Origin of the sequence: Solimonas soli DSM 21787, from assembly GCF_000474945.1 — a bacterium.
Lineage (GTDB): Bacteria > Pseudomonadota > Gammaproteobacteria > Nevskiales > Nevskiaceae > Solimonas > Solimonas soli.
In genome coordinates this window covers 139029-150970 of sequence record NZ_KI440836.1, presented here as the reverse complement: position 1 = coordinate 150970, position 11942 = coordinate 139029, and the positions used below count along the sequence as shown (strand labels likewise).

General features: G+C 69.7%; 10 protein-coding genes. 6 read left to right on the top strand and 4 right to left on the bottom strand.

The genetic code is table 11. The features are described 5' to 3' along the window. Positions 1-12 precede the first annotated feature (12 nt). Positions 13-363 carry an arsenate reductase (glutaredoxin) gene (gene arsC, locus K344_RS0112755; protein WP_028080988.1) on the bottom strand — a complete coding sequence of 117 codons (351 nt, stop codon included), beginning with the start codon at positions 361-363 and terminating at the stop codon, positions 13-15. Between the two features lie 314 nt (positions 364-677). Here arsC and K344_RS21600 point away from each other — a divergent pair, with 314 nt between their 5' ends. Further along, entirely contained in the window at positions 678-1385 is a 708-nt protein-coding gene (locus tag K344_RS21600) for an EamA family transporter (protein WP_245586211.1), read from the top strand. Positions 1386-1388: 3 nt separating this feature from the next. Here the strand turns inward: K344_RS21600 and K344_RS21595 are convergent, their stop codons facing one another. From K344_RS21595 to K344_RS0112735, 3 genes are all read right to left on the bottom strand, one after another. Next, complete coding sequence (locus K344_RS21595) at positions 1389-2126, bottom strand: DUF2238 domain-containing protein (RefSeq protein WP_043114459.1); 738 nt, start codon at positions 2124-2126, stop codon at positions 1389-1391. 22 nt (positions 2127-2148) lie between these two features. Further along, positions 2149-3450, bottom strand: coding sequence for an MFS transporter (locus K344_RS0112740; RefSeq protein WP_028080987.1), 1302 nt, complete (start codon positions 3448-3450; stop codon positions 2149-2151). Between the two features lie 148 nt (positions 3451-3598). Further along, a complete protein-coding gene (locus K344_RS0112735; protein ID WP_028080986.1) occupies positions 3599-4891 on the bottom strand; it encodes an MFS transporter in 1293 nt (430 codons plus the stop codon). 145 nt (positions 4892-5036) lie between these two features. Between K344_RS0112735 and K344_RS0112730 the strand changes: the two genes are divergently transcribed. From K344_RS0112730 to K344_RS21580, 5 genes are all read left to right on the top strand, one after another. After that, positions 5037-5285, top strand: coding sequence for a hypothetical protein (locus K344_RS0112730; RefSeq protein WP_028080985.1), 249 nt, complete (start codon positions 5037-5039; stop codon positions 5283-5285). 283 nt (positions 5286-5568) lie between these two features. Further along, positions 5569-7746, top strand: a complete 2178-nt coding sequence (locus K344_RS21590) for a TonB-dependent siderophore receptor (RefSeq protein ID WP_051362199.1) — start codon at positions 5569-5571, stop codon at positions 7744-7746. Between the two features lie 212 nt (positions 7747-7958). Further along, positions 7959-8495, top strand: a complete 537-nt coding sequence (locus K344_RS0112715; protein ID WP_043114458.1) for an RNA polymerase sigma factor — start codon at positions 7959-7961, stop codon at positions 8493-8495. Next, the gene (locus tag K344_RS21585; protein WP_084197394.1) at positions 8488-9396 is read left to right on the top strand and encodes a FecR family protein; all 909 of its coding nucleotides are present in this window, start codon (positions 8488-8490) and stop codon (positions 9394-9396) included. Before K344_RS0112715 ends, K344_RS21585 begins: the two co-directional genes overlap by 8 nt. Positions 9397-9459: 63 nt before the next feature. Beyond that, a complete protein-coding gene (locus tag K344_RS21580) occupies positions 9460-11868 on the top strand; it encodes a TonB-dependent siderophore receptor (RefSeq protein ID WP_157622915.1) in 2409 nt (802 codons plus the stop codon). Positions 11869-11942 lie beyond the last annotated feature (74 nt).

Sequence of the window (11942 nt, the reverse complement as noted above, 5' to 3'; positions counted from 1 at the left end):
GATGGGCGTCGGCTACAGCAGATCGAGAACCTTCTCCGGCGGACGACCCACGGCCGCGCGGCCGCGGTAGACGACGATCGGCCGCTCCAGCAGCTTCGGATGGCTGGCCAGCACGTCGAGCCATTGCGCGTCGCTGTAGCCATTGTCCTTCGCCAGGCCCAGCTCGCCGAACAGTTCCTCCTTGGTGCGCACGAGTTCGAGCGGCTTCACGCCGAGCAGCGCGCACAGTTCGCGCAGCTCATGCTTCGACAGGGGCTGCTGCAGGTATTCGAGCACCGGCAGCTCGATGCCGCGCTCGCGCAGCAGCTTGAGGGCCTCGCGGCTCTTCGAGCAGCGCGGGTTGTGCAGGATGGCGTCTTTCATCGGCGATCGATCAGCAAGCGGGACGGCGTGGATCGGTCCGCATTCTACGTGCCTCGGCGCGCGGCGACGTGACGCGCGCCGACACGCCTAGAATGCCGGCCGTGGCCGCCCTGGCCGCCGCACGATCCTGGAGAGCGCATGCAGGAGCCGGCTCATCCCGCCTCGAAGCGGGCCCCCGCGGCGAGTCTCGCCGGGCTCGCCTTCGTGGCGCTGTGGAGCAGCGGCTACATCGCCGCCGCCTTCGCCCTGCGCGGCAGCGGGCCGTTCACGCTGGCGGTGCTGCGCTTCGCCGGCTCGGCGGCGCTGATCGGCCTGTGGCTGCTGTGGCGCCGCGCGCCGGCGCGACGACGCTCGCGCATGCGGCGATCGCCGGCCTGCTGCTGCAGGCCGGCTTTTTCGGCTTCACCTATGCGGCGCTGCGCGTCGGCGTGCCGGCGGCGGCGGCCGGACTGATCACCGGGCTCATGCCGCTGACCACGGCGCTCGGCGCGGCCCTGCTGCTCGGCGAGCGCCTGCGACGCGAAGCGGCGCTCGGTCTCGCGCTCGGCCTCGCCGGCGTGCTGCTCGTGGTGCTGCCCGATCTGCGCGCGCCGGGCTCCGTACTCGGCTACGGCTGCATGCTGCTCGCCCTGCTGTCGCTGAGCGGCGGCACGCTCTACCAGAAACGCCACGCGACGGCGCTCGATCCGCGCCTCGCGCTGCTCGTCCAGCTGCTCGCCTCGCTGGTCGTGCTGCTGCCTTTCGCCGTCACGCTGGAAGGTCTGCGACTGCGTCCGGGCGCCGCGCTCTATGCCGGCGTCGCCTGGGTGATTCTCGTCAACTCCTGCGCCGGCCTGCTGCTCTATCTCTGGCTGCTGCGGCACGGCGGCGCGGCGCGCACCGCCGGCCTGTTCTATCTGGTGCCGCCGGCGACCGCTCTGCTCGCCGCGCTCGCGCTCGGCGCGCGCTTCGGCTGGCACGATGCGCTCGGCTTCGCGCTGGCGGCGGCCGGTGTCTGGCTCGGCCAGCGCGGGGCGGCGTAAGGCTCAGCGGCGCTCGCCGCGGCTCTCGTCGAGCATGCGCGCGATCTCGTTCTCGCCGTAAGGGCGGTGATCCTTGATCTTCAGGCTCTCGCTCCACTCGCGCGCGAAGTCGCGCTGCAGCCAGGCGTTCAGCGCAGCGGTGATCAGCATCGCCAGCAGCGCGCCGAGGCCGGCGCAGGCCATGTCCTTCTGCGCGTCCCAGATGTCGCCCTGCGTGCCGAGATAGGCGACGCCGAGATCGCCGCCGAAGCACTCGGCCGCCGCCCACTCGATCAGCTCGTACAGCGCCGAGGTCGACAGCGTGAAATCGAGCGGCAGGAAGTAGCCCCAGAAGCCGCGCGCGTCGGCGACGCGCAGGAACACCTCGCGCAGCGGATAGGCGAGCAGGAAGCCGTAGCTGAAGTGCACGAGGCGATCGAAGTTGTTGCGGTCCCAGCCGAGCATGGCGTTGAAGCTGTGGCCGCTCAGCGCGCGCCAGGCGGCTTCGTATGGAACCTCGGCGTAGGTGTAGTGCGCGCCGATCGCGTGCAGGCAGAGGTAGACGAAGATCAGCGTGTACGAAACGCGCGAGAACACGAAGTGCCGGTGCGAGGCCCACAGGCCGAGGCCGAAGGCGAGCACCAGCGCGTTCTCCAGCAGCCAGTCGTGGCGATCGTAGGGCCTGATCGCCAGCGCCGCCCACAGCACGGCATAGACGGCGACGAGCACGACGACGTAGCGGCGGTAATCGGGCGCATGCATGGTTCTCCCCTTGGCAGTTCGTTCAGTCCGCCAGCGCGCGACCCTTGGTTTCGATCACCCAGGGAATCAGCAGCACGCCGATCAGCGGCACGGCGCCGATCCAGAACAGCACGCCGATCGCGCCGCCCGCCACCTTGGCGCTGTACAGGCCGACGAGGAAGGGCCCGCCGGCGGCGATGAAGCGGCCGGCGTTGTAGCAGAAGCCGGCCCCGGTCGCGCGCAGGCGCGTCGGGAACAGTTCGGGCAGGTAGTAGGTGAAGCTGCCGAAGACACCGAACACCGACAGGCCGATCAGGAAGTAACCGTACAGGCGCGTGTGCGCCTCGAGCGGCGCGCCGAAGGTGAAGAAGATCGCCGCCGCCGAGGCCGCGAAGTAGATCGCGAACATCGGCCGGCGGCCGAGGATTTTCGCGGCCGGAATCGTCAGCAGGGTGCCGATCAGGCCGCCGGTGTTGAAGGCCATGGTCGCCGTGAACTTCCAGTGCTCGACCAGCTTGAGCGTGGCGCCGCGATCGAAGCCGCGCGTCGCCGCCTCGACCTGCGCGAGGCCGGTCGCGAAGGTCGGCAGGAAGGCGTTGCAGCTCCACCAGGTGACCAGCGCGACGACCGCCATGAACAGGCCACTGAAGGTGAAGCGGCGCAGCTGCGGCGAGAAGATCTCGCCGAGCGTCGGCGGCACCGCATGCCGCGCCGCGTGCAGCCAGCGCTCCGGCTCGCGCACGAACAGGCGGACGCCGAAGGCGACGACGGCCGGGATCAGGCCGCAGAGGAACACGTAGCGCCACGACACTTCCGGCTGGTCGGCGAACCAGTGGCCGGCGATCTGCAGGTTGACCAGGGTCGCCAGCGTCGTGCCGAAGGCCGCCGAGGTGTAGAGCAGCGCGCCGCCTTCGACGCGGCGATGCTCCGGCATCACCTCGGCGACCATCGAGGCGCCCGCCGCCCACTCGCCGCCGAGCCCGAGCGAGACGACGATGCGACAGGCGAGCAGCACCCAGATGTTCGGCGCGAACGCGCAGGCCGCGGTGCCGAGCGCGTACATGAGGATGGTCAGCAGCATCGTGCGCGTGCGGCCGATGCGGTCGCCGATGTAGCCGAACAGGATGCCGCCGGCGGCCCAGCCGACGAGCAGCACCGAGGTCAGGATGCCGGTCCAGTACAGCGTCGCCTGCTTGGCCTCCGGCGAGCCGATCGGCAGGTGCAGCAAGGTCGGCACGCAGTTCGGTGCGACGAAGTTGAAGAGGATGCTGTCGAACAGATCGAAGCCCCAGCCGAGCCAGGCGGCGAACAGCACGATCCATTGGTAACGGGTCAGGCCCAGCATCCACGTCTCCTCGTCATTTTTGCTCCCTCTCCCCACGGACGTGGGGAGAGGGTTGGGGTGAGGGGCTCTTGCTCGCCGCGCCGCTCGATCGAATGCCCCTCACCCTCGCCCTCGCCCCTTCGCAGGGGAGAGGGAATGATTTCCTCCGCTACCCGATCTGCGCGTCCTTCGTCTCGTGCGTGAACCACAGCGCCGCAAAAGTCAGCAGCGCGGCGGCGCTGAGGTAGTAGCCGACGAACTGCAGGCCGTAGGTCTTCGCCAGATAGGTGGCGATGTAGGGCGCCAGCGAGGCGCCGACGATGCCGGCCAGGTTGAAGGTCAGCGAGGCGCCGGTGTAGCGCACGGCGGTCGGGAACAGCTCGGAAAGGATGGTGCCGAGCGGGCCATAGGTGAGGCCCATCAGCGACAGGCCGAGCGCCAGCGTGACGAGCACGCCGGCCAGACCGGCGCCGAACAGCGGCGCCAGCACGAAGCCGAAGGCGGCGATGCCGGCGGTGACCCAGAGCAGCGTGCGGCGGCGGCCGTGACGATCGGCGAACTTCGCCGAGAACGGGATCGTCAGCGCGAAGAACAGGATGCCGAACAGCTGGATCATCAGGAACTGCTGGCGCGGATAGCCGAGCGCCGTCGTGCCCCAGGCCAGCGCGAACACCGTCATCAGGTAGAACAGCACGAAAGTGGCAACGGCGATCAGGGTGCCGAGCAGCAGCGCCTTCGGATGCGCGCGGAACACGGTGAGCATCGGCACGCGCACGCGTTCTTCGCGATCGAGCGCTTTCTGGAAGGCCGGCGTCTCGCTGATCTTGAGACGCACGTAGAGGCCCATCAGCACCAGCAGCGAGCTGGCGATGAAGGGAATGCGCCAGCCCCAGGCGAAGAACTGCGTGTCGCTGAGCAGCTCGGAGAGGAGCAGGAAGATGCCGCCGGAGCAGATGAAGCCGAGCGGCGCGCCGAGCTGCGGGAACATGCCGTACCAGGCGCGCTGGCCGGGCGGGGCGTTCTCGGTGGCGAGCAGGATGGCGCCGCCCCATTCGCCGCCGAGGCCGAGGCCCTGGCCGAAACGGCACAGCGCCAGGCCGAGCGGCGCCAGCACGCCGATCGTCGCGTAGGTCGGCAGCAGGCCGATGATCACCGTCGACAGGCCCATGGTCAGCAGGGCGGCGACCAGCGTCGCCTTGCGGCCGATGCGGTCGCCGAAATGGCCGAACAGCGCCGAGCCGACCGGCCGGGCGAAGAAGGCGATCGCGAAGGTGGCGAGCGACTGCAGCGTCGCCGACGCCGGATCGGAGGCCGGGAAGAACAGCTTCGGAAAGACGAGAACGGCGGCGGTCGCGTAGATGTAGAAGTCGAAGAACTCGATCGTCGTGCCGATCAGGCTCGCGAACAACACGCGGCGCGGGGAATTGATCGCGGCGGCTTGTGCCGCGCCGGTGTCGTTCATCGCTGCTCCCAGGGCTTCCGTGAGGCCGCCCGCGCGATCGCGGCGGCCGTGGCGTCGCGGCGGGCCTGCGCCGCGAGCGCCCGCGATTGTGCGGCACGAGGCGCGCGCCGCGCTAGACTCGCGGCTACGACGCAGGAGGTGCGCAATGAATCGTTCCATCGTTATCAGTCTGGCCGCCGCGGCCGTGCTGCTCGGCGCCTGCCATCCGAAGGACAAGCCGCAGCACGTCGACGCGGCCGCGCCGCAGGGCCGCGACGAGACGCGCGGCATCCGCAACACCGAGGCGATCGGCTACGCCGGCAACGCGATCGCCGACAAGGTCGATGCCGCGCTCGACGCCAACGAGCAGGCCAGGCGGAAGCTCGACGACGCCGAGGCCGAGCAGGCGCGATGACCGTTGCCCTTGTCGGGCGCCCTCGTGGGGCGCCGTTGTTGAGAGTCACTCTCATTCTGCAGTAGAGTCCGCGTCCTGCCGGGCGCGGCCATTCGCCGCCGATCCGGCATTTCCGCGGCAGCCGAGGTCGCCACCGCACATTTCGAATCCGCCACGCGCGGATCATCCGGGGCGGCCATGCATCACGACGCACACGTTCACCGGCCTGACGGCCGGCTCGCGCGGCGCACGGCGTGCGGCGGCGCCCCATGCTGTTTTTCAGGCGCATCGGGGAGCTGGGCACATGAGGTGTTTTCCTGGACACGGCGCGCGCCGCGCCGCGTGCGGATGCGCGCTGGCGCTGATCGTCGGCGCCGCAGGCGCGCAGACGGCACCGGACACGGCCGCCGCGGCTGCGGCCGGACCGCCCGCATCGGGCCGTGACGTCACGCAGCTCGAAGCGGTGCACGTGACGGCGGACGTCGAGACGCCGGCCGAGGGCTACGTCGCGCGCCGCAGCGTATCGGGCACCAAGACCGACACGCCGGTGCTGGAAATTCCGCAATCGATCTCGACGGTGACGCGCGAGCAGATCGAGACGCAGAAGATCCGCAGCCTCGAACAGGCGTTCGCGTACACGGCCGGCCTCGTCACCAACGAAGGCAATGCCGACCTGACCGGCGACAGCCTGACGATCCGCGGCTTCGAGGCGTTCAACAGCTACGGCGCGTATTTCCGCGACGGCATGCGCATCGGCGTCAACGTCTTCGACGGCAAGCAGGAGCCCTACGGGCTCGAGTGCATCGACTTCCTCAAGGGCGCGTCGGCGGTGCTGTACGGCGACGCCGAGCCGGGCGGCGTCATCAACATGGTCAGCAAGAAGGCCGGCGGCGCGCCGTTCGGCGAAGTCAACGTCGAATACGGCAGCTATGCGCGCAGGCAGATTTCCGTCGACGCCGGCGACGCGCTCGACGAGGCCGGCCGCTGGTCGTACCGTCTGACGGCGCTGGCGCGCGACAGCGACACGTTCATCCACTACGTGCCGGACGACCGCGTGTATTTCGGCCCGGCGCTGCACTGGCAGCCGGACGAGCGGACCAGCTGGGACCTGCAGGGCTACTATCAGCGCAGCAAGACGATGTACGTCTATGCGCTGCCGCCGGAAGTCGTCGGCCTCGGCCAGGATCCGAATCCGAACGGCGAGGTGTCGCGGCATCTGTTCACCGGCGAGCCGGACTACGACAACGTCGTGAACGAGCAGAAGGACATCAGCTCGCTGTTCGAGCACGCCTTCTCCGACGATCTGAAGCTGCGCAACAGCCTCAGCTTCTCGCGCGCCGACAACGTCTTCGACCTGATCTTCATCGACGGCCTCGAAGACGACCTGCGCACGATCAAGCGTTCCGGCAACGATCGCGACGAGCATTCGTGGACGGCGGCCGCCGATACCCATCTCGAATATCGCCCCGCGCGCGGCCGCGTCGAGCAGACGCTGCTCGCCGGCGTCGATTACTCGCGGCAGAAATGGACGACGGCGCGCTACGACCGCACGCTCGGCCCGCTCGACCTCTACGACCCGGTCTACGGCGCCGAAGAACCGGGCCCGCGTGCGCCGAGTCCGTACAGCGGCGTGGCCGACTACGAGCGCGCCGGCGTCTATCTGCAGGATCAGATCAAGCTCGACGAACACTGGGTCGTGCTGCTCGGCGGCCGCGAGTCGTGGATCGAGAGCAAGAACACGTATCCGGCGGCGCCGTCATTCAGCACCGACGAAAGCGACCACGCGTTCAGCGGCCGTGCCGGCTTCGTCTATCTGGCCGATCACGGCATCGCCCCGTACCTCAGCTTCAGCCAGTCGTTCGAGCTGCAGTCCGGGCTCAGCCGCAGCGGCCAGCGTTTCGAACCGACGGTCGGCGAGCAGTACGAGGCCGGCATCCGCTGGCAGCCGCCGAGCGGCAAGACCTCGCTGTCGCTGGCCGTCTACAACCTGACGAAAACCAATGTGCTGACGCCCGATCCGGTCGACAGCGAATACTCGGTGCAGACCGGCGAGATCCGCTCGCGCGGCGTCGAGATCGAGGCGCGCGGCGAGATCGCGCGCGACCTCAACGTGATCGGTTCTTACGCGTACACCGATGCGCGCATCACCAGGAGCAACACGCCCGAAGAAATCGGCCGGCGCAGCGGCGGCGTGCCGTACAACACGCTGTCGCTGTGGCTGGACTGGCGGCCGCTCTGGATGCGCGCGCTGCAGCTCGGCGTCGGCTGGCGCTACGTCGACGACACCGTCGCGCGCTATCTGCCGCTGACGACGCCGTCGTACACCGTGCTCGACGCGATGATCGGCTACGACCTCGAGCACTGGCGCTTCGCCGTCAACGCCACGAATCTGACCGACAAGACCTACATCGCCAATTGCACGTATGGCTGTTTCTACGGCGACGCGGCGAAGGTGATCGGCACGGTCAGCTACCGCTGGTAGGCGCGCGCACGTCGTGGCGACCGCGCCGGTGCATTCATGCCATCGTGGCGGCGTTCGCCGCCGCGCCGCCGCTCGCGCCGCGCCGGCGTGCGGATGCCCGTCGTGCGCGCCGCCTTCGCGGGACGGGCGCGCTGCACGCCGCGGGCAGGCGATGCGTGACCTGATGGCGATTCGCGTCGGCGGGGCGGGGTCATGACGCGCGTGGTCCGCCGATGACGATCCGCCGCGGCACCGCGACGGCGCCGCCGACGCTGCTGTCCTCGCTGCTATCGCATTACGACGAGCTGGTCGACGAGCTGCGCCGGCGCTTCGGCGATCGCGCGTTCGCGCGCGAGGTCGTGCACGACGTCTGCGTGCAGATCCTCGAAAAGCCGCAGCGCGAGGCGCACACGCCGCTGGCGCTGCTGCGCCGCATTTCGCACGACGCGGCGGTCGATCGCTGCCGCGCCGACGACCGGCGGCGGCGCTGGATCGACAGCGTCGCCGAGCTGCCGGACGTCGCCTGCGCGGCCGCGACGCAGGAACAGGCCGTCGACGCCGAACAGGAACTGCAGCGCCTCGAACGGGCCATCGCCGCGCTGCCGCCGCGGCGTCGCGACGTCTTCGTCATGCACAAGATTCATGAACTGCCGCAGGCCGAAGTCGCGGCGCGACTCGGCATTTCGCTGAAGATGGTCGAGAAGCAGATGCGTCTCGGCATGCTGGCCTGCCGCGCCGCGCTGGCGCGCCCGGACGATCGCCATGACTGAGCCGCGCCCGCCGGATGAGACCGATGCCGCGGCCCGCGAACGCGCCGCCGCCGACGAAGCGCTGGCACGGCACCGCCAGGCGCTGCGCGAGCGTTTCCCGATGCCGCAGGCCAGCGCGCGCCGCACGCCGGCGCGCATAAAGCAGGCGGCCGGCACCAGCGCAATGCTGCTGGTCCTGACGGCAGGCCTGTTGTGGCTGGACCCGGCCTACCGGCGCGAGCATTACGCGACGGCGATCGGCGAGCATCGCCGCATGGCGCTGCGCGACGGCAGCACGGTCACGCTCGACACCGGCAGCGGTCTCGACGTCAGCTGGCACCTGCGCTCGCGCCGCGCGACGCTGACGCGCGGCCAGGCGTTCTTCGATGTCGCGCACACCGCGTGGCGGCCGTTCCGCGTCGAGGCCGGCGACGCGCGCATTCGCGTCGTCGGCACGGCGTTCAATGTTCGCGAGGACACGCCGGCGGCAACCGCCGTCACCGTGCTGCGCGGCCATGTCGCCGTGCGCGGAGCGGCCGACGGCAGGGCAGGCCTGCTGCTCGGCGCCGGCGAACGCGCGGTGGTCCGCGGCGGCCGCGTCGCTGCGGACGGGCGCGTCGATGCGCAGCGCGGCATGCCGTGGACCGACGGCCGCCTGGTGTTCGACCGCACGCCGCTGCGCGAGGCGCTGGCCGAGATCGCGCGTTACCGGCGCGCGCCGCTGACGCTCGCCGCGCCGCAGCTGGGCGAGCTGCGCCTGTCCGGCGTGTTCTCGGTCGAACGCAGCGACGATCTGCTCGATCTGTTGCCGCGCATCCTGCCGGTCCGCGTCGAGCGCGCCGCCGATGGCGGCGCGCGCATCGTCTCCGCGCCGGCGGCCGCGCCGGCACGGCCGCCGCGGCTGATGTCGACCGCGGGGTAGGGTTGCGGGCGGGCTGCAACGGCAACTCTTCTGGAAGCCGAAAAACATCCAGGGAGTTCTCGCGTGAGTCATAAGGTCCGCCGCATTTCGAAGATGCGGCCTTTGCTGTTCGCCGCCGGCCTGCTCGGCGCCGCCGTGTCGCACGCGCAGAGCGGCGCGGTCGCCGTCGACATCGACATCCCGGCCGAGGCGCTCGACAAGGCGCTCGCCAATCTGGCGCGGCAGTCCGGCGCGCAGATCGTGTTCGCCAGCGACGTCGCCGCCGGCAAGCGCGCCGCGGCATTGAAAGGGCAGTACGGCGTGCGCGAGGCGCTCGATCGCCTGCTCGCCGGCAGCGGCCTCGTCACGCAGGCGCAGGGCGATCTGTACACGGTCGTCGCCGAACCGGACGTGCAGGGCGCGACGCAGCTGCGCGCGGTCACGGTGACGGCGCAGATCGACGACACGACGACGGAAGGCAGCGGCTCGTACACGTCGCCGAAGCTGACGATCGGCAAGAGCGCGCAGACTATGCGCGAGACGCCGAACTCGGTCAGCGTCGTCACCCGCCAGCGCATCGAGGACCAGAACTTCGCGACGATCGAAGACGCCATGCAGTACACGACGGCGATGAAGGTGATGAACTACGGCACGACGTCGTCGGCGATCGAATCGCGCGGTTACACGATAGACCGCTACCAGATCGACGGCGTGGCGTCGTCGCTGCGCGTCTACGAGAACAACTTCGCGCTGGCGATGTACGACCGCATCGAAGTCTGGCGCGGTCCGGCCGGCATGCTGCAGGGCGCCAGCGATCCGGGCGGCAGCATCAACCTCGTGCGCAAGCGCGCCGAGCAGGATTTCAACTACAGCGGGCACGCCTACGCCGGCTCCTGGGACAACGATGCCGGCGACGTCGACGTGACCGGCCCCCTGCTCGCCGACGGCAGCCTGCGCGGCCGCGTCGTCGCGTCGTATCAGGACAGCGACAATTTCGTCGACGACGTCTACCAGCGCATCCCGATGGTCTACGCGACGCTCGAATACGACCTGACGCCGGACACCACGCTGTCAATCGGCAACAGCTGGCAGAAGCGCACGAGCCGGCCGTTCTACGGTCTGTCCGCCTACGCCGACGGCACGTACCCGCAGCTGCCGCGCTCGACCTACATCGGCGCCGACTGGAACCACGCCGCGCAGCGCAGCGACCGCAGCTTCGTCGAGCTGGAGCGGAAGTTCGACAACGGCGGCAACGCAAGGCTCTCCGCCAACTACACCGACCGCCGCAACGCCAGCCAGATCGCCTGGGGCAACAGCATGATCGGCGATGCCGACAACGACGGCGTGTTCGATCCGGCGCATCCGCGCGATGTGCTGATGCTGCCGTACTTCTCGTGGTCGGCCGAGCGCGAGACCAACGTCGACGCGCAATGGACGCAGCCGTTCGAGCTGTGGGGCCTCGCGCAGCAGGTCCTGCTCGGCGCCAACTACCAGCGCTTCCGCACGCACGATGCGTACAACGCGAGCACTTACGGCGACGACACCTTCGTGCTCGATACCTTCGAGCCGGACGTGCACGTGACCAAGCCGGACATCGCCATCGACGAGCCGGCTTCGCGCACCGGCCTGACGCAGAGCGGCGTCTACGCGCAGGCGCGCATCAAGCCGTGGGCGCCGCTGACGCTGATCGGCGGCGGGCGCCTCGGCTGGTATCGCAGCGACGACTTCAGCCCGGGCGGCGAGGACCAGAGCGAGCCTGCGAAGTTCGTGCCGTACGCGGCGGCGATCTACGACTTCATGCCGCAGTTCTCGCTGTACGGCAGCTACAGCAGCGTCTTCAATCCGCAGAGCGACAAGGACGTGAACCTGAAGTTCCTGCCGCCGCGCCGCGGCGACCAGTGGGAGGCCGGCATCAAGGGCGAGCACCTCGACGGCCGCGTCAACAGCAGCCTGTCGTTCTACCGCATCGAGGACGTCAACCGCGCGCTGTACGGACGCGACGACGATCATCCGGACGCCGCCGTCGCCGCCGGCAAGGTGCGCAGCCAGGGCTTCGAGGCCGAAGTCGGCGGCCAGCTGCTGCCGAACTGGAACCTCAACGCCGGCTACGGCTACAACGAGAACAAGCAGATCACCGCGCCGCCGGGTCAGGAAGACACGCCGCTCAACAGCTTCTTCCCGCGCCACACGTTCTCGCTGTGGAGCGACTACCGAATCGCGCAGGGCGTCGCCAGCGGCCTCGGCGTCGGTGCCGGCGTGAAGTTCCGCAGCCATATCTATTCGACCGACGGCGTCGCGACCTGGCACGAGGGCAGTTATGCCGTCTACGCCGCGCAGCTCAATTACACGGTGGCGCAACACTGGAGGACATCGCTGACCGTCAACAACCTCTTCGACAAGAACTACATCGACCGTCCCGATACCGGCTGGCGGCAGACGTATTACGGCGAGCCGCGCAACGTGATGTTCATGGTCGGCTACAACTCGCGCTGACACCGGCGTCGGACGCGGGTTCGCGCGGCGCCGCCATGCGCTGCGCGGGTCACGCCGCGCATGGCGGCGGCGCT

Excerpts from the sequence above, each read along its gene's own strand:
- arsC (WP_028080988.1), bottom strand. The coding sequence starts at position 363 with ATGAAAGACGCCATCCTGCACAACCCGCGCTGCTCGAAGAGCCGCGAG.
- K344_RS21595 (WP_043114459.1), bottom strand. The coding sequence starts at position 2,126 with ATGCATGCGCCCGATTACCGCCGCTACGTCGTCGTGCTCGTCGCCGTC.
- K344_RS0112740 (WP_028080987.1), bottom strand. The coding sequence starts at position 3,450 with ATGCTGGGCCTGACCCGTTACCAATGGATCGTGCTGTTCGCCGCCTGG.
- K344_RS0112735 (WP_028080986.1), bottom strand. The coding sequence starts at position 4,891 with ATGAACGACACCGGCGCGGCACAAGCCGCCGCGATCAATTCCCCGCGC.
- K344_RS0112730 (WP_028080985.1), top strand. The coding sequence starts at position 5,037 with ATGAATCGTTCCATCGTTATCAGTCTGGCCGCCGCGGCCGTGCTGCTC.
- K344_RS21590 (WP_051362199.1), top strand. The coding sequence starts at position 5,569 with ATGAGGTGTTTTCCTGGACACGGCGCGCGCCGCGCCGCGTGCGGATGC.
- K344_RS0112715 (WP_043114458.1), top strand. The coding sequence starts at position 7,959 with ATGACGATCCGCCGCGGCACCGCGACGGCGCCGCCGACGCTGCTGTCC.
- K344_RS21585 (WP_084197394.1), top strand. The coding sequence starts at position 8,488 with ATGACTGAGCCGCGCCCGCCGGATGAGACCGATGCCGCGGCCCGCGAA.